The 25,120-nt window shown below is 62.7% G+C and carries 29 protein-coding genes; 14 read left to right on the top strand and 15 right to left on the bottom strand.

Going from position 1 to position 25,120, the window contains the following annotated elements; genetic code table 11:
* Window positions 1-50: 50 nt before the first annotated feature.
* Together PPL01S_RS01600 and rlmF are read left to right on the top strand one after the other, a co-directional pair.
* Complete coding sequence (locus PPL01S_RS01600) at window positions 51-2,897, top strand: valine--tRNA ligase (RefSeq protein ID WP_016392657.1); 2,847 nt, start codon at window positions 51-53, stop codon at window positions 2,895-2,897.
* Window positions 2,898-3,016: 119 nt separating this feature from the next.
* Window positions 3,017-3,967, top strand: a complete 951-nt coding sequence (rlmF, locus tag PPL01S_RS01595) for a 23S rRNA (adenine(1618)-N(6))-methyltransferase RlmF (RefSeq protein WP_016392658.1) — start codon at window positions 3,017-3,019, stop codon at window positions 3,965-3,967.
* Window positions 3,968-4,017: 50 nt separating this feature from the next.
* On the opposite strand, the gene PPL01S_RS01590 is transcribed toward rlmF, so the two are convergent.
* Window positions 4,018-4,299: an HU family DNA-binding protein gene (locus tag PPL01S_RS01590; RefSeq protein ID WP_016392659.1), complete on the bottom strand. Its 282-nt coding sequence runs from the start codon at window positions 4,297-4,299 to the stop codon at window positions 4,018-4,020.
* A gap of 393 nt (window positions 4,300-4,692) precedes the next feature.
* Between PPL01S_RS01590 and yejK the strand changes: the two genes are divergently transcribed.
* Window positions 4,693-5,700, top strand: coding sequence for a nucleoid-associated protein YejK (gene yejK, locus PPL01S_RS01585; protein ID WP_016392660.1), 1,008 nt, complete (start codon window positions 4,693-4,695; stop codon window positions 5,698-5,700).
* Here the strand turns inward: yejK and PPL01S_RS01580 are convergent, their stop codons facing one another.
* The 4 genes from PPL01S_RS01580 to PPL01S_RS01565 form a co-directional block, all read right to left on the bottom strand.
* Complete coding sequence (locus PPL01S_RS01580; RefSeq protein WP_028625182.1) at window positions 5,701-5,988, bottom strand: GIY-YIG nuclease family protein; 288 nt, start codon at window positions 5,986-5,988, stop codon at window positions 5,701-5,703.
* Window positions 5,989-5,995: 7 nt separating this feature from the next.
* Entirely contained in the window at window positions 5,996-6,466 is a 471-nt protein-coding gene (locus PPL01S_RS01575; RefSeq protein WP_016392662.1) for a nuclear transport factor 2 family protein, read from the bottom strand.
* A 95-nt stretch (window positions 6,467-6,561) separates the two neighbouring features.
* Entirely contained in the window at window positions 6,562-7,827 is a 1,266-nt protein-coding gene (locus tag PPL01S_RS01570) for a CynX/NimT family MFS transporter (protein ID WP_016392663.1), read from the bottom strand.
* A gap of 13 nt (window positions 7,828-7,840) precedes the next feature.
* On the bottom strand, window positions 7,841-8,491 hold the full coding sequence (locus PPL01S_RS01565; RefSeq protein ID WP_016392664.1) for a FadR/GntR family transcriptional regulator: 651 nt from the start codon (window positions 8,489-8,491) through the stop codon (window positions 7,841-7,843).
* A 140-nt stretch (window positions 8,492-8,631) separates the two neighbouring features.
* Between PPL01S_RS01565 and PPL01S_RS01560 the strand changes: the two genes are divergently transcribed.
* Window positions 8,632-9,813: an alkaline phosphatase family protein gene (locus PPL01S_RS01560; RefSeq protein ID WP_016392665.1), complete on the top strand. Its 1,182-nt coding sequence runs from the start codon at window positions 8,632-8,634 to the stop codon at window positions 9,811-9,813.
* Between the two features lie 32 nt (window positions 9,814-9,845).
* Here the strand turns inward: PPL01S_RS01560 and hisC are convergent, their stop codons facing one another.
* The 10 genes from hisC to PPL01S_RS01510 form a co-directional block, all read right to left on the bottom strand.
* Complete coding sequence (hisC, locus tag PPL01S_RS01555) at window positions 9,846-10,892, bottom strand: histidinol-phosphate transaminase (RefSeq protein ID WP_016392666.1); 1,047 nt, start codon at window positions 10,890-10,892, stop codon at window positions 9,846-9,848.
* Window positions 10,893-10,894: 2 nt separating this feature from the next.
* Entirely contained in the window at window positions 10,895-12,220 is a 1,326-nt protein-coding gene (gene hisD / locus PPL01S_RS01550; RefSeq protein ID WP_016392667.1) for a histidinol dehydrogenase, read from the bottom strand.
* Between the two features lie 132 nt (window positions 12,221-12,352).
* On the bottom strand, window positions 12,353-12,988 hold the full coding sequence (gene hisG / locus PPL01S_RS01545) for an ATP phosphoribosyltransferase (RefSeq protein ID WP_016392668.1): 636 nt from the start codon (window positions 12,986-12,988) through the stop codon (window positions 12,353-12,355).
* A gap of 93 nt (window positions 12,989-13,081) precedes the next feature.
* Window positions 13,082-14,347, bottom strand: coding sequence for a UDP-N-acetylglucosamine 1-carboxyvinyltransferase (murA, locus tag PPL01S_RS01540; RefSeq protein WP_016392669.1), 1,266 nt, complete (start codon window positions 14,345-14,347; stop codon window positions 13,082-13,084).
* A 23-nt stretch (window positions 14,348-14,370) separates the two neighbouring features.
* Window positions 14,371-14,610 carry a BolA family protein gene (locus PPL01S_RS01535; RefSeq protein WP_016392670.1) on the bottom strand — a complete coding sequence of 80 codons (240 nt, stop codon included), beginning with the start codon at window positions 14,608-14,610 and terminating at the stop codon, window positions 14,371-14,373.
* A gap of 119 nt (window positions 14,611-14,729) precedes the next feature.
* Complete coding sequence (locus tag PPL01S_RS01530) at window positions 14,730-15,032, bottom strand: STAS domain-containing protein (RefSeq protein ID WP_016392671.1); 303 nt, start codon at window positions 15,030-15,032, stop codon at window positions 14,730-14,732.
* Window positions 15,029-15,676, bottom strand: coding sequence for an MlaC/ttg2D family ABC transporter substrate-binding protein (locus PPL01S_RS01525; protein ID WP_016392672.1), 648 nt, complete (start codon window positions 15,674-15,676; stop codon window positions 15,029-15,031). The genes PPL01S_RS01530 and PPL01S_RS01525 overlap by 4 nt, the downstream gene beginning before the upstream one ends.
* Window positions 15,677-15,685: 9 nt before the next feature.
* Complete coding sequence (mlaD, locus tag PPL01S_RS01520; protein ID WP_016392673.1) at window positions 15,686-16,171, bottom strand: outer membrane lipid asymmetry maintenance protein MlaD; 486 nt, start codon at window positions 16,169-16,171, stop codon at window positions 15,686-15,688.
* On the bottom strand, window positions 16,171-16,968 hold the full coding sequence (gene mlaE / locus PPL01S_RS01515; RefSeq protein WP_016392674.1) for a lipid asymmetry maintenance ABC transporter permease subunit MlaE: 798 nt from the start codon (window positions 16,966-16,968) through the stop codon (window positions 16,171-16,173). Before mlaE ends, mlaD begins: the two co-directional genes overlap by 1 nt.
* On the bottom strand, window positions 16,968-17,777 hold the full coding sequence (locus PPL01S_RS01510) for an ATP-binding cassette domain-containing protein (RefSeq protein ID WP_008092462.1): 810 nt from the start codon (window positions 17,775-17,777) through the stop codon (window positions 16,968-16,970). The genes mlaE and PPL01S_RS01510 overlap by 1 nt, the downstream gene beginning before the upstream one ends.
* Before the next feature lie 249 nt (window positions 17,778-18,026).
* Between PPL01S_RS01510 and PPL01S_RS01505 the strand changes: the two genes are divergently transcribed.
* The 10 genes from PPL01S_RS01505 (at window position 18,027) to PPL01S_RS01460 (ending at window position 25,040) form a co-directional block, all read left to right on the top strand.
* Complete coding sequence (locus PPL01S_RS01505; protein WP_016392675.1) at window positions 18,027-19,001, top strand: KpsF/GutQ family sugar-phosphate isomerase; 975 nt, start codon at window positions 18,027-18,029, stop codon at window positions 18,999-19,001.
* Window positions 19,002-19,015: 14 nt separating this feature from the next.
* A complete protein-coding gene (locus tag PPL01S_RS01500; protein WP_016392676.1) occupies window positions 19,016-19,540 on the top strand; it encodes a KdsC family phosphatase in 525 nt (174 codons plus the stop codon).
* Window positions 19,541-19,548: 8 nt separating this feature from the next.
* Window positions 19,549-20,121: an LPS export ABC transporter periplasmic protein LptC gene (lptC, locus tag PPL01S_RS01495; RefSeq protein ID WP_016392677.1), complete on the top strand. Its 573-nt coding sequence runs from the start codon at window positions 19,549-19,551 to the stop codon at window positions 20,119-20,121.
* Window positions 20,108-20,632 (top strand): lipopolysaccharide transport periplasmic protein LptA, encoded by a 525-nt coding sequence (gene lptA, locus PPL01S_RS01490; RefSeq protein ID WP_028625181.1) that lies wholly within the window; start codon window positions 20,108-20,110, stop codon window positions 20,630-20,632. Before lptC ends, lptA begins: the two co-directional genes overlap by 14 nt.
* Complete coding sequence (gene lptB, locus PPL01S_RS01485; protein WP_016392679.1) at window positions 20,633-21,358, top strand: LPS export ABC transporter ATP-binding protein; 726 nt, start codon at window positions 20,633-20,635, stop codon at window positions 21,356-21,358.
* 174 nt (window positions 21,359-21,532) lie between these two features.
* Entirely contained in the window at window positions 21,533-23,026 is a 1,494-nt protein-coding gene (locus tag PPL01S_RS01480) for an RNA polymerase factor sigma-54 (protein WP_016392680.1), read from the top strand.
* 78 nt (window positions 23,027-23,104) lie between these two features.
* On the top strand, window positions 23,105-23,413 hold the full coding sequence (gene hpf, locus PPL01S_RS01475; protein ID WP_016392681.1) for a ribosome hibernation-promoting factor, HPF/YfiA family: 309 nt from the start codon (window positions 23,105-23,107) through the stop codon (window positions 23,411-23,413).
* 12 nt (window positions 23,414-23,425) lie between these two features.
* A complete protein-coding gene (gene ptsN / locus PPL01S_RS01470; protein ID WP_016392682.1) occupies window positions 23,426-23,890 on the top strand; it encodes a PTS IIA-like nitrogen regulatory protein PtsN in 465 nt (154 codons plus the stop codon).
* Between the two features lie 2 nt (window positions 23,891-23,892).
* On the top strand, window positions 23,893-24,747 hold the full coding sequence (gene rapZ, locus PPL01S_RS01465; protein ID WP_016392683.1) for an RNase adapter RapZ: 855 nt from the start codon (window positions 23,893-23,895) through the stop codon (window positions 24,745-24,747).
* A gap of 20 nt (window positions 24,748-24,767) precedes the next feature.
* Window positions 24,768-25,040: an HPr family phosphocarrier protein gene (locus PPL01S_RS01460; RefSeq protein ID WP_016392684.1), complete on the top strand. Its 273-nt coding sequence runs from the start codon at window positions 24,768-24,770 to the stop codon at window positions 25,038-25,040.
* Window positions 25,041-25,120 lie beyond the last annotated feature (80 nt).

Raw genomic sequence — 25,120 nt, 5'->3', positions numbered from 1 at the left:
GGTTATACTTCCCGGCTTTCCCGAATTAATGCCATAGGGTCCCGCCGCGCATGGATAAGACCTACCAGCCGCACGCCATCGAAACTTCCTGGTACAACACCTGGGAGTCCGAGAACTATTTCGCCCCGCAAGGTGCAGGTGAGTCCTACACCATCATGATCCCGCCACCGAACGTGACGGGCAGCCTGCACATGGGCCACGGTTTCAACAACGCGATCATGGACGCCCTGATCCGTTTCCGCCGCATGCAGGGCCGCAACACCCTGTGGCAGCCGGGCACCGACCACGCCGGTATCGCCACCCAGATGCTGGTAGAGCGCCAGCTCGAGGCCAAGGGCCAGAACCGCCACGACCTGGGCCGCGACGCCTTCCTCGACAAGGTCTGGGAATGGAAAGAGCAGTCCGGTGGCAACATCAGCCGGCAGATCCGCCGCCTGGGTTCGTCGGTCGACTGGAGCCGCGAACGCTTCACCATGGACGACGGCCTGTCCGAAGCGGTCAAGGAAGCCTTCGTGCGCCTGCACGAGGACGGCCTGATCTACCGCGGCAAGCGCCTGGTCAACTGGGATACCAAGCTGCACACGGCGATCTCCGACCTCGAAGTGGAAAACCACGACGAGAAAGGCCACCTGTGGAACCTGCGCTACCCGCTGGCCGACGGCGCCAAGACCGCCGAAGGCAAGGACTACCTGGTAGTCGCCACCACCCGTCCGGAAACCCTGCTGGGTGACGCCGCGGTCGCGGTCAACCCGAACGACGAACGCTACCAGGCACTGATCGGCAAGTTCGTCGAACTGCCGCTGGTCGGCCGTCGCATCCCGATCGTCGCCGACGACTATTGCGACCCCGAATTCGGCACCGGCTGCGTGAAGATCACCCCGGCCCACGACTTCAACGACTATGAAGTCGGCAAGCGCCACAACCTGCCGTTGCTGAACATCTTCGACAAGAACGCCCTGGTGCTGTCCGCCGCCCAGGCCTTCAACCTCGACGGCAGCGTCAACGAGCAGGTCGACACCAGCCTGCCTGCGCAGTACGCCGGCCTCGACCGCTTCGTCGCGCGCAAGCAGATCGTCGCCGACCTCGATGCCCAGGGCCTGCTGGTCAGCATCGACGACCACGCGCTGAAAGTGCCCAAGGGCGACCGCTCCGGCACCGTCATCGAGCCGTGGCTGACCGACCAGTGGTATGTCTCCACCAAGCCGCTGGCCGAGCCTGCGATCGCTGCCGTGGAAGACGGCCGCATCCAGTTCGTGCCCAAGCAGTACGAGAACATGTACTTCTCCTGGATGCGTGACATCCAGGACTGGTGCATCAGCCGCCAGCTGTGGTGGGGCCACCGCATTCCGGCCTGGTACGACGAAGCCGGCCAGGTCTACGTGGGCCGCAACGAAGAAGAGGTCCGCGCCAAGCACAACCTCGGTGCCGACGTGGTCCTGCGCCAGGACGACGACGTGCTCGACACCTGGTTCAGTTCCGGCCTGTGGACCTTCTCCACCCTGGGCTGGCCAGAGCAGACCGAATTCCTCAAGACCTTCCACTCCACCGACGTACTGGTCACCGGTTTCGACATCATCTTCTTCTGGGTTGCGCGCATGATCATGCTGACCATGCACCTGATCAAGAACGAGGATGGCACCCCGCAGGTGCCGTTCAAGACCGTGTATGTGCACGGTCTGGTGCGTGACGGCCAGGGCCAGAAGATGTCCAAGTCCAAGGGCAACGTCCTCGACCCGCTGGACATCGTCGACGGCATCACCCTTGACGCCCTGCTGGAAAAACGCACCAGCGGCATGATGCAGCCCAAGCTTGCCGAGAAGATCGCCAAGCAGACCAAGGCCGAGTTCCCCGAAGGCATCGCCAGCTACGGCACCGACGCCCTGCGCTTCACCTTCTGTTCGCTGGCCTCCACCGGTCGCGACATCAAGTTCGACATGGGCCGCGTCGAAGGTTATCGCAACTTCTGCAACAAGATCTGGAACGCCGCCCGCTACGTGCTGGACAAGGGCGAGGACTGCGGCCAGAACGGCGAGGCCTACGAGCTGTCGCTGGCCGACCGCTGGATCATCTCGCAGCTGCAGCGCACCGAAACCGAAGTGACCCGCCAGCTCGAGCAGTTCCGCTTCGACCTGGCCAGCCAGGCCCTGTACGAGTTCATCTGGAACCAGTACTGCGACTGGTACCTGGAGCTGTCCAAGCCGGTACTGTGGGACGAGAACGCCCCGGTCGAGCGCGCCCGTGGCACCCGCCGCACCCTGGTACGCGTGCTGGAAGTGGCGCTGCGCCTGGCGCACCCGTTCATGCCGTTCATCACCGAAGAGATCTGGCAGCGCATCGCGCCGCTGGCCGGCATCGATGGCAAGACCATCATGCTGCAGCCATGGCCGGTGGCCAATGAAGCCCGCATCGATGTGGCCGCCGAAGGCGATATCGAATGGCTGCAACAGCTGATGGTCGGCCTGCGCAACATCCGCGCCGAGATGAACATCGGCCCGGGCAAGCCACTGCCGCTGTTCCTCAAGAACGCCAATGCCGACGACCAGCGTCGCCTGCAAGAGAACGAAGCACTGCTGAAGAAGCTGGCCAAGGTCGAGTCGTTCACCGTGCTGGGCGATGCCGACGAAGCCCCGCTGTCGGCTACCGCCCTGGTTGGCGACCTGCAGGTGCTGGTGCCGATGGCCGGCCTGATCGACAAGGATGCCGAGCTCGCGCGCCTGAGCAAGGAAATCCAGCGCCTTCAAGGTGAAGTGCAGCGCGTCGGCGGCAAGCTCTCCAACGCCGCCTTCGTCGACAAGGCACCGCCTGCGGTGATCGAGAAGGAACGCGCCAAGCTGGCCGACTCCGAGCAGGCGCTGGCCAACTTCACCGAGCAGCATGCGCGGATTGCGGCGCTGTAACCTAACGTGAAGCCATAGCGGGCTGCTTTGCAGCCCATCGCCGGCAAGCCGGCTCCCACAAGGACAACGCCGTACCTGTGGGAGCCGGCTTGCCGGCGATGCTTTTTCAGGACCTCACCATGACCGAGAAACCCACCCTGCACCCGCGCAACCGCCACCAGGGCCGCTACGACTTCCCCAGCCTGATCAAGGCCCACCCGGACCTGGCCCGCTTCACCATCACCAACCCCCACGGCAAACCCAGCATCGACTTCGCCAACCCCGAGGCCGTGCGGGTGTTCAACCGCGCCTTGCTCAAGGCCCAGTACGGCATCCAGCACTGGGACATTCCCGCCGACTACCTGTGCCCACCCATACCCGGTCGCGCGGACTACATCCACGTGGCCGCCGACCTGCTGGCCGAAGACAATGCCGGCGAAGTCCCCAAGGGCGCCCAGGTGCGCGCGCTGGACATCGGTGTGGGCGCCAACTGCATCTACCCGCTGCTTGGGCACAGCGACTATCGCTGGCGCTTTCTGGGCAGCGACATCGACCCGGTGGCGCTGGCATCGGCCAAGGCCATCGTCCAGGCCAACGGCCTGACAAAGGGCATCGCCCTGCGCCAGCAAGGCGACCGCAAGCACATCCTCAGCGGCCTGCTGCAGGCAGACGACCGCTTCGACCTGACCCTGTGCAACCCGCCCTTCCATGCCTCGCGCGAAGAAGCCACCCGCGGCAGCCAACGCAAGTGGAAGAACCTTGGCAAGCAGGACCCCAAGCGAAAACTGCCCGTGCTCAACTTCGGCGGACAGAACAACGAGCTGTGGTGCGAGGGCGGCGAGATTCGTTTCGTCACGCAGTTGATCGGCGAAAGCGTGCAATACGCCGAGCAGGTGCTGTGGTTCACCAGCCTGGTATCCAAGGCCAGCAACCTGCCGGGCATCGAGTCGGCCCTTAACAAGGCCGGCGTCAAGGCCCGGCGCATCGTCGAGATGGGCCAGGGGCAGAAGCAGAGCCGCATGATCGCCTGGAGCTTCCACGACGACAGCGCACGCAAGGACTGGCAGGCCCGGCGCAAATCGCAGGCATGAAAAAACCGCGCCCGGACAAGCCGGGCGCGGTTTCGTCAAAACGCCAACAATTACTTGTTGACGGAGTCGGTCAGCGACTTGGCTGGAACGAACTTGACGACTTTCTTGGCAGCGATTTCGATGGCAGCGCCAGTCGAAGGGTTGCGGCCGGTACGGGCAGGACGCTCGGAGACTTTCAGCTTGCCGATGCCTGGCAGGGTGATTTCAGCGCCGTTTTCCAGTTGGTCGGCAACGATCTGGCCCAGTTGCTCCAGCGCAGCGCGAGCAGTGGTTTTCGGCGCGTCGATCGACTCGGCGATGTCGGCAATCAGTTGGTCTTTGGTCAATGCCATGGTGATGTTCCTTCCCTATCAAATTCAGTGGTTATGCAGCGTTCTACGACGTTATCGGGCCAGCCCCTGAAAGATGGAGGGCCGCGCCAATCGCGCATGTAGATGCGAAAATCGGCGTTTGGTTCGACACGGCGCAAGCACGCTGCCAGCAATGCGCCACCCGAGGTGCGCAAGACCGCGCAAAGCTACCACAGGAAAGGATAAATATCCGCTGCCCGCTTCGCTTTTATGCAGGTTTTTCGGGGGGTTCAGCCGAAAACGCACAAAATTGAACAAAAATCGAACAACAGGCATTTCTGCCAACATCCGGCCACTGCACCACCGGGCACCTGGGGTAAACTTGACCACTTTTGCAGCGCGGCCCCTGACCGCCCCAGACTCGCCGAGACCCCCATGCCAATCCGTCACTGCATCGTTCACCTGATCGACAAGAAGCCCGATGGCAGCCCTGCCGTGCTCCACGCACGGGACACGGAGCTTGCGGCATCGGATGCCATCGAAAACCTGCTGGCCGACCTCAACGACAGCTACAACGCCAAACAGGGCAAGGCTTGGGGGTTCTTCCACGGCGAATCGGGGGCCTATCCCTTGAGCGGCTGGCTCAAGCAGTACCTTGAAGACGAGAAGGATTTTGCCGCCTTCAGCCGGACAGCCGTCGAGCACCTGCAGAAGCTGATGGAAGAATCGAACCTCTCCACGGGCGGCCACATCCTCTTCGCCCACTACCAGCAAGGCATGACCGACTACCTGGCGATCGCCCTGCTGCACCACAGTGAAGGCGTGGCGGTGAACGCCGAGCTGGATGTGACGCCTTCGCGCCATCTGGACCTGGGCCAACTGCACCTGGCGGCGCGCATCAACTTGTCGGAGTGGAAGAACAACCAGAACTCCAGGCAGTACATCTCGTTCATCAAGGGCAAGAACGGCAAGAAGGTCTCGGACTACTTCCGCGACTTCATCGGCTGCCAGGAAGGCGTCGACGGCCCCGGCGAGACCCGCACCCTGCTCAAGGCCTTCAGCGATTTCGTCGAAAGCGAGGACCTGCCAGAGGAATCGGCCCGCGAAAAGACCCAGACCCTGGTCGACTACGCCACCACCCAGACCAAGCTGGGGGAGCCTGTGACCCTGGAAGAGCTCTCCAGCCTGATCGACGAGGATCGCCCCAAGGCCTTCTACGACCATATCCGCAACAAGGACTACGGCCTGTCACCGGAAATCCCTGCGGACAAACGCACCCTCAACCAGTTCCGCCGCTTCACCGGCCGCGCCGAAGGCCTGTCGATCAGTTTCGAGGCGCACTTGCTGGGTGACAAGGTGGAATACGACGAGGTGGCCGGGACCTTGATCATCAAGGGGCTGCCAACCCAGCTGGTGGATCAGCTCAAGCGCCGCAAGGACTGATCAGCAACCAGCATAGGAGGCGACCAGCGCCTCCTTTGCCGACTTGCGCAGTTTCTTCACCAGGCGCTCCTGACGCAGGGCCTCGCCCTTGTCCGGCCACTGCTCGACATACACCAGCGCCTGAGCCGGGCTGGTCTTGAAATAGCGTGCACCCTGCCCCTTCTGGTGCGCAACGAAACGCCGCGCAGGGTCATCGCTGATGCCGCAGTACAGGGAGCCGTTGGCGGCCCGCACCAGGTAGACATACCAGGGCTTGCCGAGCGTGGTTGCGGATACGTCGCTTGCCATCGAACGCTCAGCTCGCCTGCTGGAAGGCACGCAGGCCTTTGAACGCCTGCTGGCGCACCTTGTTCTGCAACAGCGATGACCAGCCCATCAATACCCCCGGCATGCCCAGCGCCTGACGCGACCAGCGCCACAGATCGAAGCTGTCGTCGTGCTGACAGATCAGGCCGTCACGGATGACGAAGCGCGCCTGGATATCATTGATGACAACCCGGCCGGTCTGGCTGAACAGGTAGGTTGCCACCCAGTGGGCGCAGCCGCTGCCGGCATCGGCACGAACCTGGTCGAAGGTCAGGGAAAAGTCCTTGGCTCGGGCAGTGAGCATGCGCCACATGTCACCGGCATCACGCCCGCGCAAGGTGCCAAAGACGGGGTCGCTGAACACGATGTCTTCGCTGTAGCAGGCCACCATTGCCTCGGCGTCCAGGCGCTGGAAGGCCTGGTAGAAGCGGGTGATCAGGTCATGATTGGCGTCGCTCATGGGCGGGCCCTCCTGGCGGTCGGAAGCAGAACGATAATCTGCTCCGCTTGTGGATGCCAGTGCCGGCGACAGGGCCAGTAAGGCCACACTCGATTTCAGAGCTTTTCGCAGGTCACCTGCACATGCAGCGCCCGCCCCGCGCCCAGCCCGAACACGATGGCCCCCACGCCCAGCACGGCGAAAATCCACCCCACCGCCGCCCAGCCTCCGGTCAGGTCGTGCACCAGGCCGACCGCGAAAGGCCCCATGGACGCCAGCGTGTACCCCACCCCTTGAGCCATGCTCGAAAGGTTCGCTGCCACATGCGCATCCTTCGAGCGCAGCACGATCAGCGTCAATGCCAGGGCGAAGGTACCGCCCTGCCCCAACCCCAGCAGAACCGCCCACCCCCAGAGTCCCTCGATCGGTGCATACAGGCAGCCTAACAGGCCGGCCAGGGTGACCAGCATCACGATCACGATGGCCAGTCGCTGGTCCTTGCCGCGCGTCGCCAGCCATGGTGCAGCCAACGAGCTGATCAACTGCACGATCACCGAGCCGGAAAGCACCAGCCCGGCCTCGGTCGGGCTCAGGCCACGGCCGATGAGGATCGACGGCAACCAGCCAAAGACGATATAGGCCAATGACGACTGCAGGCCCATGTACAGGGTGACTTGCCACGCCAGCGGATCACGCCACAACCCGCGCACCCGGTAGGCCACCTTGTGCAGGCCATGGCCCTGACGCGCCTGGGGCAACCAGACCAGCATCGCCAGCAGCGCCGGCAGCATCCAGAAGCCCAGGCCAGCGGCCCAGCTGTCGTCGAAATGCTGGCTCAGTGGCACGGTGGCGCCAGCGGCCATGGCCGCCCCAAGGCACAGTGCCATGGTGTAGACCCCGGTCAAGGTCCCGGCATGCTTGGGGAAATCACGCTTGACGATACCCGGCAGCAACACGCCGATGATGCCGATACTGGCGCCCGCCATCAGGCTGCCCACGAACACCCCGACGGCCCCCAATGCACTGCGCACCAGGATGCCCAGGGCAAGCGTCAACAAGATGCCGAGGATTACCCGCTCGCTGCCGAACCGCCGCGCAAGCATCGGCGCCAGTGGCGCGAACAACCCCAGGCAGAGTACTGGCAGGGTGGTCAGCAGGCCGGCCTGCGATGCATTCAGGCCCAGGCCCTCCGACACCTGGCCCAGCACAGGCGCCATGCTCGACAGCGCCGGGCGCAGGTTCAGCGCCACCAGCACCAGCCCCAGCAACAACAGCCATGGCCGGCGCAGCACGACAGCCTGTTGCTGCACCTGGGCGTCGTCGGCTTCGGCGTCGATCAGCAGTTCATCGAGCTCTCGCTCGCGGGTGATAGGTTCAGCCATGGCCTTCTCGTGCTCAGGATTCGATGAGGGTACGGCTCAGGCGCTTGGCCTGCTCCGGATCGCGTTGTTCGATGGCGGCGAGGATCTGCCCATGCAGGTCGAAGGTCGCCTGGCAGCGGGGCACCGTGGCCATGTTGCGCTGCAAGGCCGCGCTGACTACGCCCGAGAAATAACGGTACAACTCGCTCAGGGCCGGGTTGTGTGCGGCATCGATCAGGCGCTGGTGAAATACCAGGTCGCAGCTGACATACGCGTTGATGTCGCCGTGAAAGTGCGCTGCGCTGGCTTGAAGGGCTTCGCGCAAGCCTCGCAAGTCCTCGTCGGTGCGCCGCAGCGCCGCAAGGCCGATGGCTTCGCTTTCGAGTATGTGCCGGGTCTCTCGGGCCTGTTCAGGCGTACTGCGAGACATGGCCAGCACGGCTTGCAAGGGGTCCTGGCAGGTGCGCAGGTAGCTACCATCTCCCTGACGGATCTCTACCAGGCCGCTGAATGCCAGCACGCGCATGGCTTCGCGCACGGTGTTGCGGCTGATGCCCATGTCCACTGCCAGCACAGGCTCGGTCGGCAGGCGCTCACCGACGGCCCAGTCGCCCTGGAGAATGCGTTCGCGCATCCGCTCGACGGCGAGCTCGACCAGGGAGCGTCGAGGCAATTCGCTACTCATGCTACTCAACCAATCATCCTATGAATTTTTCAAGCTTACGCGAACCTTGGGAGGCCATCAATGCCACTGACATTTTTACCAGTTGTGAACGCCGCATTTTGTTGCAACGCTTCCGACAACAGGATCAAGGATGTCTCCCCATGCGCATGACCGAGTCGCTATTGCTGGCATGTCTGCTGCTCTCTGGCTGCGATGCAGGATCTGCGGCGCCGCAGCCCAAGACCCTGTTCATCGGTGTCGATGGCGTTCAACTGCAGCACTACGAAGCGCTGGGTGACGACACCCAGCTCAAGCGCCGGCTGCACTACGCCAAGGCCTATGCTGGCGGCATCACCGGCCGCGGCAGCGAACAGGCGACCGTCAGCGGCCCCGGCTGGATCACCTTGCTGACCGGCGTGTGGGCGAACAAGCATGGCGTTACCGGCAATGTCGAGTCACTGCGGGTCGACCCAGCGTTTCCCAGCCTGTTCAAAAGGCTGCGACAGGCGCTGCCGAATGCCTACCTGGCCAGCGTGGTGAACTGGGGCCCCATCAACACTGCGTTCCTGCTCGAAGACGCAAAGGACAATGATGTGCGCGAAAGCGGCTTGTCGGATGATCAGGTCATCGAACGCACCCTGGAAATCCTCGACAGGCAATCGGCCGACTTCACCTTCATCCAGCTCGACGAGCCTGACCAGGCTGGCCATGGCAGCGGCTTCGGCGAGCGCTATCAACTCGCGCTGCGCGAAACCGACAACAGGATCGGGCGGCTGCTGGACAAGGTCGAAGCGCGTGCGAAGGAGCATCCCCAGGAAGATTGGCTGGTCATCGTCAGCACGGACCATGGCCGCGACTTCTGGGGCAAAGAACATGGCGGCGTGACGGAGCAGGAAAAGACCGTGTTCATCGCCAGCAACAAGGTGTTGAACGAGGAGCTGACCGAGCCCAGCATTCCAGAGGACAATCCAGGCCCCAACAACCTGTACAGCCATGCCGCGCAAACGTCGGTTGCACCCACCGTGCTGCGGCACATGGGGGTCGATCTGCAGCCCAAATGGAACCTCGACGGCACTCCGCTACTGGGCGAGACCGGAGTGCGCAAGGCAAGGGCCGACGAAAGCCGCGCGCGCTTGTTATGGAACAGCGCTTCCAGCGCAGGCGTGACGATCTACAGGAATGGCTACCTGCTGACAGAAGTGCCAGCGGCTCACGGGCAGTGGACAGATCCAGACGGGATGAAACAGGTCAACGATTACCTGCTGATGCTCAATGGCACTGCGGCGGCGGTGCGCAATGAACCGGCCGGTAAACCGCATGCCAACGAGAAAGTTGCCTATTGAACAAAGGGGCCGCAGTACGGCCCCGATGACAATCAGCCCAAGGCGTCGATCAGCGCCTGGTTCATCTCCGGCGTGCCGATGGTGATGCGCAGGAACTGGGCAATGCGCTGCTGCTTGAAGTGACGCACGATCACGCCCTGTTCACGCAGGCGTGCAGCCAGTTGCGCGGCATCCTGCTGCGGATGACGGGCGAAGATGAAGTTTGCAGCCGAAGGCAGCACTTCGAAGCCCCTGGCCGTCAATTGCTCTACCAGCACCTCGCGGCTGTCGATCACCTGGCGACAGGTTTCCTCGAAATACGCCCGGTCTTCGAACGCCGCCGCCGCGCCAACGATCGCCATGCGGTCCAGCGGGTAGGAGTTGAAGCTGTTCTTGATCCGCTCCAGCGCCTCGATCAGGTCAGGGTGACCCACGGCCAGACCAACCCGCAACCCGGCCAGCGAGCGCGATTTCGACAGGGTCTGGGTGACCAGCAGGTTGTCGTAACGCCCCACCAGGCTGATGGCCGTTTCGCCACCGAAGTCGATGTAGGCTTCATCCACCACCACCACCGAGTCGCGGTTGGCCTGCAGCAGCTGCTCGATCGCCTGCAACGGCAACAAGCAGCCTGTCGGCGCGTTGGGGTTGGGGAAGATGATGCCGGCGTTGGGCTTGTTGTAGTCCTGCACACGGATCTGGAACTGCTCGTCCAGCGGCACCTGCTCGTACGGGATGCCGTACAGGCCGCAGTACACCGGGTAGAAGCTGTAGCTGACATCCGGGAACAGCAGCGGCGCGCCATGCTGGAACAGGCCGTGGAAGATGTGCGCCAGCACCTCGTCCGAGCCGTTGCCGACGAATACCTGGGCGGGCGTTACACCGTAATACTCAGCCACTGCCTGCTTGAGCCGGTCGCCGTTCGGGTCCGGGTACAGGCGCAGGTTGTCGTTGAGCTCACCACGCATGGCTTCCAGCGCCTTGGGCGACGGCCCATAGGGGTTCTCGTTGGTGTTGAGCTTGACCAGACGGGCCAGCTTGGGCTGCTCGCCCGGGACGTAAGGCACCAGGTCCTTGACGAAGGGGCTCCAGAATCGACTCATGCTCAGTTCCCCTTGTCTTGGGTCAGGATGCGGTATTCGGCGCTGCGCGCGTGGGCGGTCAGCGATTCGCCACGGGCCAGGACGGAGGCGGTATGACCCAGCTCGGATGCGCCCTGCTCGGAGCAGAAGATGATCGACGAACGCTTCTGGAAGTCGTACACCCCCAGCGGCGACGAGAAACGCGCCGTGCCGGAAGTCGGCAGCACGTGATTGGGGCCTGCGCAGTAGTCGCCCAGCGCCTCGCTGGTGTGGCGCCCCATGAAGATCGCACCGGCGTGGCGGATCTGCGGCAACCAGGCCTGCGGGTCGGCGACCGACAGCTCCAGGTGCTCGGGTGCGATGCGATTGGCCACCTCGATCGCCTGCTGCATGTCGCGCACCTGGATCAGCGCGCCGCGGCCGTTGATGGATTTCTCGATGATCTCGGCGCGCTCCATGGTCGGCAGCAGCTTGTCGATGCTGGCGGCGACGCGGTCGAGGAATGCAGCATCCGGGCTGACCAGGATGGCCTGGGCATCTTCATCGTGTTCGGCCTGGGAGAACAGGTCCATGGCGATCCAGTCCGGGTCGGTCTGGCCATCGCACACCACGAGGATTTCCGAAGGGCCGGCGATCATGTCGATACCGACCTGGCCGAATACATGGCGCTTGGCGGTGGCCACGTAGATGTTGCCCGGACCGACGATCTTGTCGACCTGCGGCACGCTCTCGGTGCCGTAGGCGAGCGCCGCGACTGCCTGGGCGCCGCCGACGGTGAACACGCGATCGACACCGGCAATGCAGGCCGCGGCCAACACCAGCTCGTTGACCTCGCCACGCGGGGTCGGCACGACCATCACCACTTCGGTGACGCCAGCGACCTTGGCGGGAATGGCGTTCATCAGTACCGACGACGGGTACGACGCCTTGCCGCCGGGCACATAGAGGCCGGCGCGGTCCAGCGGGGTGACCTTCTGACCCAGTACAGTGCCGTCGGCTTCGGTGTACTGCCAGGAATCCTGCTTCTGCCGCTCGTGGTACAGGCGCACACGGTTGGCAGCCTTCTCCAGGGCTTCACGCTGGACCGGGGTAATGCGGGTCAGGGCCAGTTCCAGGCGCTCGCGACCCAGGATCAGGTCGTCGATGGATTTCGCGTCGACGCCATCGAAACGCTGGGTGAATTCCACCAACGCTGCATCGCCACGCTCGCGCACGGCCTTGATGATGTCGAGCACGCGCTGATTGACCGCGTCATCGGACACGCTTTCCCAGCTCAGCAGATGATCCAGATGTCGGGCGAAATCCGGATCAGCAGCGTTGAGACGGGCAATTGCAGTGGACACGGTCATGGCGAGGGCCTCGATTATTGGCGAATGCTCAGGCGCCCTAGGCTACCAATCCATCCGCGCGGGCACCCGAGAAAAATGGCTATGACGCGGATAGACGGGCGCGACAGCGAAGGCCGCGCAGTAGGTAGGGAGTTAGCCGCGGTGTCGCGAATCGACCGCTCCGCGCAGCGTGTCGATCAGGCTCTGGATGCGGGCGTGCTGCATCTTCATCGATGCCTTGTTGACCACCAGGCGCGAGCTGATCGTGGCGATCAGTTCCTGAGGCTCCAGGCCGTTGGCGCGCAGGGTGTTGCCGGTGTCGACGACGTCGATGATCTTGTCGGCAAGGTTGATCAAGGGGGCCAGCTCCATCGAGCCGTACAGCTTGATGATGTCGACCTGGCGTCCCTGTTCGGCATAGTAGCGCTTGGCCACGTTGACGAACTTGGTAGCCACACGCAGGCGGCCCTTGGGCTCCGGTGCACCGACCGCGCCTGCGGTCATCAGCTTGCAGCGGGCGATCTGCAGGTCCAGCGGCTCGTACAGGCCCTGGCCAGCGTACTCCATCAGCACGTCCTTGCCTGCCACGCCAAGGTCGGCGGCGCCATGCTCGACATAGGTCGGCACATCGGTGGCACGCACGATCAGCAGGCGCACGTCGTCCTGCGTGGTCGGGATGATCAGCTTGCGGCTCTTGTCCGGATTCTCGGTAGGCACGATACCGGCCTCGGCCAGCAACGGCAGGGTATCGTCGAGGATACGGCCTTTGGAAAGCGCGATGGTCAACATTGGAACGTCGGTCCTTAAGCGGCTACTGCCGGCCGGGCCCGCTGGCCCGACCGCATTCGATTCGTGAGGCGCGTCCCTGCGCCAGGCAGATGACTAGCCCGGTACGCGACGGATCTTCGCGCCCAGCATCTGCAGTTTTTCTTCGATGCACTCGTAGCCACGGTCGATGTGGTAGATGCGATCGATCAGGGTATCGCCTTCGGCAACCAGCGCCGACAGCACCAGGCTGGCGGATGCGCGCAGGTCGGTGGCCATTACCGGGGCGCCCTTGAGCGTCGGTACGCCAGTGACGATGGCGGTGTTGCCTTCGACCTGGATCTGCGCGCCCATGCGGTGCATTTCGTACACGTGCATGAAGCGGTTCTCGAAGATCGTCTCGATGACCGCGCCAGTGCCTTCGGCGATGGCGTTCAGCGAGATGAACTGAGCCTGCATGTCGGTCGGGAACGCCGGGTACGGGGCGGTACGCAGGTTGACGGCTTTCGGCCGCTTGCCATGCATGTCCAGCTCGATCCAGTCTTCGCCGGTGGTGATGTCGGCACCCGCTTCCTTGAGCTTCTCCAGCACCGCCTCGAGGATGGTCGGATCGGTGTCCTTGACCTTGACGCGGCCGCCGGTCACGGCAGCGGCGACCAGGTAGGTGCCGGTCTCGATACGGTCTGGCATCACGCGGTAGTTGGCCGAGTCCAGACGCTGAACACCATCGATGGTGATGGTATCGGTACCCGCGCCCTGGACCTTGCCGCCCATGGCGTTGATGAAGTTGGCCAGGTCGACCACCTCAGGCTCGCGCGCGGCGTTCTGCAGGACGCTGCGGCCGTTGGCCAGGGCGGCGGCCATCATGATGTTCTCGGTACCGGTCACGCTGACGGTATCGAAGAAGAAGTGCGCGCCACGCAGGCCGCCTTCAGGCGCCTGGGCCTTGATGTAGCCGCCTTCCACTTCGATCTTCGCACCCATGGCCTCGAGGCCGCGGATGTGCAGGTCGACGGGGCGCGAGCCGATCGCGCAGCCACCTGGCAGGGCCACTTCGGCCTTGCCGAAGCGCGCGACCATCGGGCCGAGCACCAGGATCGAGGCGCGCATGGTCTTGACCAGTTCGTAAGGCGCGACCAGGGTCTTGATGGTGCGTGGATCGATCTCCACCGCCAGCTTCTCGTCGATCACAGGCTCGATGCCCATGCGTCCGAACAGCTCGATCATGGTGGTGATGTCGTGCAGGTGCGGCAGGTTGCCCACGGTGACCGGGCCATCGGCCAGCAGGGTCGCCGCCAGAATCGGCAGGGCCGCGTTCTTCGCGCCAGAAATGCGGATCTCGCCATCGAGGCGAGCGCCGCCAGTAATAATCAGTTTGTCCATTGGAGTCTCGCCGCCAAGTTGGCTCAGGTGCGCTCAGCCCAGGCTGCGCTGCTGAAAAATTTCATGGTTACCGCATGGATGCTGCCATTGGCGATCCAGGGATTCAGGTGAGCATAGATCGCCTGCTGGCGCTTGACCGGGCTCAGGCCAGCCAACTCGTCGCTGATCACGTTCAACTGGAAGTTGCAGCCTTCGCCTTCAACTTCGACCCGGGATCCCGGCAATTTCTCTTCAAGGAAGTTCTTAACTTCTACGGCCTGCATGCTCAACCTCAATCGGCGCCCGATGCGCACGGGTCGGCCATCATACAAAAAAGCCCCTCGCCTGCGAAGCCCACCGAGTGTGCGCGCTGACCGAGGGGCCCTCCATCAGTGACGAGCCATCAGCTCGCCAGTACTTCATCGAGGTCATAGACCTCGGCAATTTCCCGCATGTCCTCCGGCATCCCGCGAACTTCGCAGGTCTTGCCGGCAGCCTGGGCGTCACGCATGAAGGCAAGCAGCAACGACAAGCCGACGCTGGACGACTTGTCCACCGACGAGCAATCGAGCACCAGCTTCGTTTCACGACAGGCGGCGATCAAGCCCTTGCCCTGCTTGCGCAAGGCCGGGCCGCTGCGGTAGTCCAGCACGCCGGCCAGGCGCAACACGCCCGGCTCGACCATGCTCACATCGGACTCGCTCATTTGACGCTCTTCTCTGGCGAACTTTCGGCAGTTTCCTTGGCCTTGGCCACTTCGCCGGCCCAGCCGTCGATGGTCTTGTCCAGGTCGTTGCCGTTGCGCTGCATGGCGTCGGCGAACTGGTCACGGAACAGCTTGCCGACGTTGATGCCGTTGACGATGACGTTACGCACCTTCCACTCGCCACCCAGGTTTTCCAGGGTGTATTGCACCGGGTACACGGCACCGTTGTTGCCGGTGACCTTCATGCCGACGCTGGCGCGCTTGCCGTCGTCTGCCTTGGCCGGATCGACGACGATGCCCTGGTTGTTGTACTCGAGCAGTGCGTTGCCATAGAACTGCATCAGGCTGCGCTTGAAGTTTTCCTGGAAGCGCTGCATCTGCTCGGGCGTGGCCTTGCGCGAGTACTTGACGGTCATGATGCTCTTGGAAATGCCATCGGAATCGACCACCGGGCCCAGGATGCGATTGAGTGCATCGTAGAACGCCTGCGGGTTGGTCTTGTACTGCTCCTTGTTGGCCTTGAGATCACTCAGCAGTTCATTGGTGGTGCCTTGAACCACCTCATGAGGTGATTGCGCTGCCAGGGCCAGCAGAGGGAAAGCCGCCAGCAGGACCAGCAGGCCACGTCGCAGGATCGAAATCATGGAAACTCCTTAATTAGCCGGTTGCGCTTCTTTCGGTTCCTTGCCAACGGAGTTGAGCAGGAACTTGCCAATCAGATCTTCCAGCACCAGTGCCGACTGGGTGTCATGGATGGTTGCACCGTCCTTGAGCACCTCTTCTTCGCCGCCCACGCTGATGCCGATGTACTTCTCGCCAAGCAGACCCGCGGTCAGGATCGAGGCAGTGGAGTCCGACGGCAGGTTGTCGACCGTCTTGTCCAGCTGCAGCGTCACCCGACCGGTGTACGAATCACGGTCCAGATCGATGGCGGTGACCTTGCCGATCGTCACACCGGCCATGGTCACTTTAGCTCTGACCGTCAATCCGGCGATATTGTCGAAGTAGGCGTAAACTTTGTAGGTATCGCTGCTCGGGCTGGCCGACAGCCCGCTGACACGCAGGGCCAGCAGCAGCAGCGCCAGGATCCCGGCCAGCAGGAACAGGCCGACACCGATTTCCAGGGTGCGGTTTTGCATCAGAAATCTCCAAACATCAAGGCGGTCAGAATAAAGTCCAGACCCAGTACTGCCAATGAGGCATAGACCACGGTCTTGGTGGTGGCACGGCTGATCCCTTCCGAGGTGGGCTCGCAGTCGTACCCCTGGAATACGGCGATCCAGGTCGAGACGAAGGCGAACACCAGGCTCTTGACCAGCCCGTTGAGCACGTCGTCGGTAAAGGAAACACTGTTCTGCATGTTGGCCCAGAAGGAGCCTTCGTAGACGCCCAGCCAGTCCACCGCGACCCACGAACCACCCCAGATGCCGACCACACTGAAGATCAGTGCCAGCAACGGCAGGGAAATGAAACCGGCCCACAAGCGCGGCGCGACGATGTACTTGAGCGGGTCGACGCCGATCATTTCAAGGCTCGACAGCTGCTCGGTGGACTTCATGTTGCCGATTTCGGCCGTCAGCGCAGAACCCGCACGCCCGGCGAACAGCAACGCAGTGACCACCGGGCCCAGTTCACGCAGCAGGGTCAAGGCCACCATCTGCCCGACCGCCTGCTCGGAACCGTACTTGGTCAGGATGCTGTAGCCCTGCAGCGCCAGCACCATGCCGATGAACACACCCGACACGACCACGATCGCCAGCGACAGCACGCCCACCGAATACAGCTGCTTGGTCAGCAACTGGAAACCGCCGCCGATACCGCCACGGCCGACCAGGGCATGGAACAGGAACAGGCAGGAGCGCCCCAGCACCGCCAGCACGTCGATAGCCGAACGGCCCATCAGGCGAATACGCTCCAGTAAGGATTTTCTACGCATCAACGCGCCCCCAGCAGATCGGCGCGGTAGTCAGGCGCAGGAAAATGGAATGGCACCGGGCCGTCCGGATCACCCTTCATGAACTGGCGAATGCGCGGATTATCCGACCCCATCAGCTCGTCGGGCGTGCCCTGACCCAATACCTGACCATCACCCACCACGTAGATGTAGTCGGCGATGCTGGCCGTTTCGGCCAGGTCGTGGGACACCACGATGCTGGTAATGCCAAGGGCATCGTTGAGCAGACGGATCAGCCGCACCAGCACCCCCATCGCGATCGGGTCCTGGCCGACGAACGGTTCGTCGTACATGAGGATCTGCGGATCCAGCGCGATCGCCCGCGCCAGCGCCACCCGACGCTTCATGCCGCCGGACAATTCGTCGGGCATCAGGTCGATGGCGCCGCGCAGGCCGACTGCCTGCAGCTTCATCAGGACGATGTCACGGATCATCTCGTCCGACAGCTGGGTGTGCACACGCAACGGGAAGGCGACGTTCTCGAACACATCGAGGTCAGTGAACAGGGCGCCGCTCTGGAACAGAACCCCCATCTGCTTGCGCGCGTCGAACAGGTCGCTGCGCGACAGGCTCGGCAGGTTCTGGCCGGCCACCCATACCTCGCCGCTCGCCGGACGCAATTGCGCACCCATCAGGCGTAGCAGCGTGGTCTTGCCGCAACCCGACGGCCCCATGATGCCGGTGACCTTGCCACGCGGAATGCGTATGTCGACATTGCTGAAAATGCTGCGCGAACCGCGCTTGAAGGTGACGCCCTTCAACTCGACCGCGTAGGCGCTATCCACACTCATCTAGACTCCTTGCTAGTGCAGGCTTGTCCTTATGGACGCCGGTCCCTCTCAGGAAGGCACACGCGCCCCCTGGCAGGCCGAATAGCGGCGAACTATAGCACCGCTGACAGGCCGCCCCCAAGGCCATGGAACGACCCGTTCAGGCCAATGACAGGCTTTGATGGTTTTTCGTCAGCAGAATCGAAAGGATGAGGCTTTCTTCCATTGCGGCTATAATCGCCGCCTTTTCTTCAGGCATCGCTTTCCAACATGAGCCAATCCAGCGAGTTGATCCAATCCGCCCAGCGCACACTGCGCCTTGAACTCGAGGCCGTGGAAGGCCTGATGGCCCGTATCGACGCCAACTTCGTCAAGGCGTGCGAGCTGATTCTGGCGAGCAAGGGCCGCGTGGTGGTGGTCGGCATGGGCAAATCCGGACATATCGGCAACAAGATCGCCGCGACCCTGGCCAGCACTGGCACCACGGCATTCTTCGTGCACCCGGCCGAAGCCAGCCATGGCGACATGGGCATGATCACTCGCGACGATGTCATTCTCGCCCTGTCCAACTCGGGCAGCACTGCCGAGATCGTCACCTTGCTGCCATTGATCAAGCGCCTGGGCATCCAGTTGATCAGCCTGACCGGCAATCCGGATTCGCCTCTGGCCAAGGCAGCCGAGGTCAACCTCGACGCCAGTGTCGCCCAGGAGGCTTGCCCGCTGAACCTGGCGCCTACCTCCTCCACCACTGCGGCCCTGGTGCTGGGCGACGCGCTGGCCATCGCCCTGCTCGAAGCGCGTGGTTTCACCGCCGAGGACTTCGCCTTCTCGCACCCGGGCGGAGCCCTGGGCCGGCGCTTGCTGCTCAAGGTCGAGAACGTCATGCACGCCGGTGACGAGCTGCCGCAGGTGCAACGCGGCACGCTGCTCAAGGACGCACTCCTGGAGATGTCCCGCAAGGGCCTGGGCATGACCGTCGTTCTCGAACAGGACGGCAGGCTGGCCGGGATCTTCACCGACGGCGACCTGCGCCGCAGCCTGGACCGCAGTATCGACGTGCACACCACCCTGATCGACCAGGTGATGACCGTGCACGGCAAGACCGCTCGCGCCGAGATGCTCGCGGCCGAGGCCCTCAAGATCATGGAAGACCACAAGATCAGCGCCCTGGTGGTCGTCGACAAGGACGACCGCCCGACCGGCGCCCTGAACATGCATGACCTGCTGCGCGCTGGCGTGATGTAAAGGAGAACCCCACAATGACCCAGGATCTGCTGCAACGTGGCAAAGCCATCAAGCTCGCCGTATTCGATGTCGATGGCGTGCTGACCGACGGACGGCTGTACTTTCTCGAGGACGGTAGCGAGTTCAAGACCTTCAACACCCTCGACGGCCACGGCATCAAGATGCTCATGGCCGCGGGCGTGACCACGGCAATCATCAGCGGACGCAAGACCCCGGTCGTCGAACGTCGCGCGAAAAACCTCGGCATCCCGCATCTGTTCCAGGGCCGCGAGGACAAATTGGTGGTGCTCGACAGCCTGCTCGCCGAACTGGGCCTAAGCTATGAACAGGTCGCCTATCTGGGCGATGACCTGCCAGACCTGCCGGTGATTCGCCGGGTCGGCCTGGGCATGGCGGTGGCCAATGCCGCGCCGTTCGTTCGCCAGCACGCCCACGGCGTGACCCAGGCGCGCGGTGGTGAAGGCGCCGCACGCGAGTTCTGCGAACTGATCATGCAGGCCCAGGGCACCCTGGACGCTGCCAATGCCAATTACCTCTAAGGCCGAACATGTTCAGCAAGAAAGCCCGCAATACCGTGCTGCTCGCGCTGATCGCCGCCCTGCTGGTGGCGATCGGGTACTGGAATGTCAGCCCTGAAAGCTTCCTCGACGAGCCCGTGGCCCAGGTCGATGAAAGTGCCATCGACTACTACGCGATCAACGCCCACAGCCTGCAGTTTCTTCCCGATGGCAAGCTGCAGTACGAAATGACCGCCGACAAGGTCGAACACCTCAAGGCCAGCGAAGTCACAATGGTGACCACGCCCGACCTGCACATGTACCGCGGCACCGAGTTCCCATGGCACGTGCAGAGCGTTCGCGCCGAGGTCAACCCCGACGGCAGCGAGGTCGAACTGATCGACAACGTGCGGGTCGCCCGCACGGACGAAAAACAGCGCGAATTGATCATTACCAGCTCGCGCATGACGGTATTCCCAGAGAAGCAATATGCGCAGACCGAGCAAGCCGTTAGAATCGACGGCGCCGGTGGCACGACCACAGGCAAGGGAATGAAAGCGTATTTGAAAGAAGGCAAGATGGACTTGCTTTCTAACGTAAGAGGACAGTATGAGGCTCGTTAAAACCCTCCCCCTTTTGCTCAGCCTGAGCGCAGCACTGGGAAGCGCGAGCGCCTTCGCCCTGCCGAATGACCGTGACCAGCCTATTCGCATCCAGGCCGACAACGCTCACCTGGACGACAAGCAGGGCGTGGCCACCTATACCGGCGATGTGATCATCACCCAGGGTTCGATGATGATCAAAGGCAACACCGTGACCATCACTCGCGCCCCGTCCGGCGATATCGACGTGGTGACCTCGGTGGGCAACCTGGCCTACTTCGAGCAGCAGCAGAGCGCCGAGAAGCCCGACAAGATGAAAGGCTGGGCAGTCACCATCCAGTACCAGTCGCAGAAAGACATGGTGATCCTCACCGACCGCGCCAAGGTCGAGAACGAAGGCAACACCACCGAAGGCGAGAAGATCGTCTACAACACCAAGACCCAGGTTGCGACCGCCGGTCGTGGTGGCAACGTGACTCAACCACGTCAGCGCATCGACATGGTGATCCAGCCGAAGAAGAAGGCCGAGTAAATGGCAACCCTCAAAGCCCAGCATCTGGCCAAGAGCTACAAAGGCCGGCAAGTCGTGCGCGATGTCAGCCTGTCTATCGACAGTGGCCGGATCGTCGGCCTGCTAGGCCCCAACGGCGCCGGCAAGACCACCTGCTTCTACATGATCGTCGGCCTGGTCCAGGCCGACCAGGGTCGCGTACTGATCGACAACCTCGACGTCAGCCACCAGCCCATGCACGGCCGCGCCCGCGCCGGTATCGGCTACCTGCCGCAGGAGGCATCGATCTTCCGCAAGCTGTCGGTGGCCGACAACATCATGGCGATCCTCGAGACGCGCCAGGATATCGACCGTGATGGCCGACGCAAGGAACTGGAAAGCCTGCTGCAGGAGTTCCACATCAGCCATATCCGCGACAACCTCGGCATGAGCCTTTCCGGTGGCGAACGCCGCCGCGTCGAGATTGCCCGCGCGCTGGCGACCGCGCCGAAGTTCATCCTGCTGGACGAACCTTTTGCCGGTGTCGACCCGATTTCGGTGGGCGACATCAAGCAGATCATCCACCACCTCAAGGCGAAAGGCATCGGCGTGCTGATCACCGACCACAACGTCCGCGAAACCCTGGATATCTGCGAAACCGCCTACATTGTCAACGATGGCCAACTGATCGCCGAGGGCGATGCCGAGACCATCCTGGCCAACGACCTGGTGAAGGAAGTTTATCTGGGTCACGAGTTCCGACTCTGACCCCGGATGTGCCTGGAGCACTGGCAAACGTCTCCTGACGGGGCTTAAGTTGTTACAGTGCTCTAGGCAAACGCTACAATTTAAGGCATAAAACTTGCTTGAATTTGGCGCTCCGGCGCCCTCGTGTAGTGGATGGCGCATGCGCGCCGGCGAACAAGGTATTTAGCCCCAGCCATGAAACCATCGCTCGTCCTAAAAATGGGCCAGCAACTGACGATGACTCCGCAGTTGCAACAGGCCATCCGCCTCCTTCAGCTTTCCACCCTGGACCTGCAACAGGAAATCCAGGAAGCGCTGGAGTCCAATCCGATGCTCGAACGCCAGGAAGACGGCGACGACTTCGACAACAGCGACCCGATGGCGGACAACGCCGAGAGCAAGCCGGTTGCCGAAACCCAGGACAACAGCTTCCAGGAAAGCACCAGCAGTGCCGAAACCCTGGAGGACGGTGAGTGGAACGAGCGAATCCCCAATGAGCTTCCGGTCGATACCGCCTGGGAAGACATCTACCAGACCAGCGCCAGCAGCCTGCCGAGCAACGATGACGACGAGTGGGACTTCACCACGCGCACATCGGCAGGCGAAAGCCTGCAAAGCCACCTGCTGTGGCAACTGAACCTGGCACCGATGTCCGACACCGACCGTCTGATCGCCGTCACCCTGATCGACAGCATCAACGGCCAGGGCTACCTGGAAGACACGCTGGAAGAGATTTGCGCCGGCTTCGACCCGGAACTGGATATCGAACTCGACGAGATCGAAGCGGTGCTGCACCGCATCCAGCAGTTCGAGCCTGCCGGCGTCGGTGCCCGCACCCTTGGCGAGTGCCTGCTGCTGCAACTGCGCCAACTGCCCGCCAGCACGCCATGGATGAGCGAAGCCCAGCGCCTGGTCAGCGATTTCATCGACCTGCTCGGCAGCCGCGACTACAGCCAGCTGATGCGCCGCATGAAGCTCAAGGAAGACGAGCTGCGCCAGGTGATCGAGCTGGTCCAGAGCCTCAACCCGCGCCCTGGTTCGCAGATCGAGTCCAGCGAACCCGAATACGTGGTGCCCGACGTGATAGTGCGCAAGGACAGCGAGCGCTGGCTGGTCGAACTGAACCAGGAAGCCATCCCGCGCCTGCGCGTGAACCCGCAATATGCCGGCTTCGTCCGCCGCGCCGATACCAGCGCCGACAACACCTTCATGCGCAACCAGCTGCAAGAGGCGCGCTGGTTCATCAAGAGCCTGCAGAGCCGCAATGAAACGCTGATGAAGGTGGCCACGCAGATCGTCGAGCATCAGCGTGGTTTCCTCGACCACGGCGACGAGGCGATGAAGCCCCTGGTGCTGCACGACATCGCCGAAGCCGTCGGCATGCACGAATCGACCATTTCGCGGGTCACCACGCAGAAATACATGCACACGCCCCGCGGCATCTACGAACTGAAATACTTTTTCTCCAGCCACGTCAGCACCGCCGAAGGCGGAGAATGCTCGTCCACGGCGATCCGCGCGATCATCAAGAAACTGGTTGCGGCGGAAAATCAGAAAAAGCCATTGAGTGACAGCAAGATCGCTGGTTTACTGGAGGCACAAGGCATCCAGGTAGCCCGTCGCACCGTCGCCAAGTACCGCGAGTCCCTCGGCATCGCACCGTCGAGCGAGCGCAAGCGACTGATGTAGCCCCTGGGTGTGCCACAGCGTTTCTGGGGCAGGTGCAATACCTGCCTCTTTATGCACGGGCAACAAAGGAGAAGCTGTATGCAAGTCAACATCAGTGGACACCATGTAGAAGTCACCCCCCCTCTGCGCGACTACGTAGAGCAGAAGCTTAAGCGCGTGGAGGGTCACTTCGACAAGATCACCAACGTGCAGGTCATCCTGAAAGTCGAGAAACTGCAACAGAAGGTCGAAGCGACCCTGCAGATTCCCGGTGGCGAAGTGGTAGCAAATGCGGAACACGAAGACATGTATGCAGCGATCGACGACATGGCCGACAAGCTCGACCGCCAATTGAAAAAACACAAGGAAAAACAGCAAAGCCTGCTGCAAGGTGCAGCCGCCCGCTGATCCCCCTCATCCATGATCCGACTTGAAACTATCCTGACCCCCGGCCGTTCCCTGGTGAACGTGCCGGGCGGCAGCAAGAAGCGCGCCCTGGAAAAGGTCGCCAACCTGATTGCCGAACAAGTACCCGAGCTGGAGATGCAAGACGTCTTCGAAAAGCTGATTGCCCGGGAAAAGCTCGGTTCCACCGGCTTCGGCAATGGAATCGCCATTCCCCACTGTCGGCTCGAAGGGTGCTCTACGCCCGTCAGCGCCCTGTTGCACCTGGATGCTCCGATCGACTATGACGCCATCGATGGCGCGCCAGTCGACCTGCTGTTCGTCCTGCTGGTGCCAGAAGCTGCCACCGATGCCCATCTGGAACTGCTGCGTCAGATCGCCAGCATGCTCGACCGCAAGGAAGTTCGCGAGCGCCTGCGTGCCGCCAACAGCAGCGAGGCCCTTTACCAGGTTGTCCTGGACGCACAGAACGAGCACTGAACATGCGCCTGATCATTGTCAGCGGCCGGTCCGGCTCCGGCAAGAGTACCGCCCTCGACGTACTGGAAGACAACGGCTTCTACGTCATCGACAACCTGCCGGCCGGCTTGTTGCCGCAGCTGGCGGAGAGTGCGCTGATCAACACCGAGCTGCTGCAACCGAAAGTGGCCGTCTCGATCGATGCGCGCAACCTGCCAAGCCATCTGTCGCGTTTCCCCGAGCTGCTCGAAGAAGCCCGTGCCCGCCATATCCAGTGCGACGTACTGTTTCTCGATGCCGATGAAGAAACGCTGCTCAAGCGATTCTCCGAAACCCGCCGTCGCCATCCGCTGACCAACGCTAACCGCTCGCTGGCTGAAGCGATCCGCGTGGAAAGCGAGCTGCTGGGACCGATCTCCGACCTCTCCGACCTGAAGATCGACACCACCAACCTCAACCTCTATCAACTGCGCGACACGATCAAGCTGCGCCTGCTCAATCAACCCGAGCCCGGCACCGCCTTCCTGGTCGAGTCGTTCGGTTTCAAGCGCGGCATGCCGGTCGATGCCGACCTGGTGTTCGATGTTCGCTGCCTGCCCAATCCGTACTGGAAGCCCGAATTGCGCGAGCATTCCGGCCTCGAGCAGCCAGTCATCGACTACCTCGCCGCTCAACCGGATGTCGAAGAGATGTTCACCGACATTTCCACTTATCTGCTCAAATGGCTGCCACGCTTCGCTGCCAGCAACCGTGCCTATGTCACCATCGCCATCGGCTGCACCGGCGGTCACCACCGCTCGGTCTACATCACCGAACGGCTTGGCCAGTTGCTGCAACAGTCCCTGAAAAACGTCCAGGTCCGCCACCGCGACCTCTAGCCCACAGGATCCGCCCCACGATGCCCGCCCGCGAAATCACCATCATCAACAAGCTGGGGCTGCATGCCCGGGCGGCAGCCAAGTTCGTTGGCGTGGCCGGGCGTTTCCCTTGCCAGGTGCGGGTGGGGCGTGCGCCAGACAAACTGGTGGACGGCAAGAGCATCATGGCGGTGATGATGCTGGCGGCGGGCAAAGGTACCCAGGTGCACCTGCAAACCGAGGGTGAGCAGGACAACGATGCACTGGAAGCACTGGTCGCGTTGATCAACAACTACTTCGACGAAGGCGAGTGAGCCGCTGCATCTGGGCTGATTGAACCTGCCCTATCGCCGGCAAGCCGGCTCCCACAGGTACAGCGCAATGCTTGACCTGT

This window comes from Pseudomonas plecoglossicida NBRC 103162 = DSM 15088 (assembly GCF_000730665.1).
GTDB lineage: Bacteria > Pseudomonadota > Gammaproteobacteria > Pseudomonadales > Pseudomonadaceae > Aquipseudomonas > Aquipseudomonas plecoglossicida.
The sequence above is the reverse complement of the archived record's forward strand: the minus strand, read 5'-3'. Positions and strand labels throughout refer to the sequence as shown.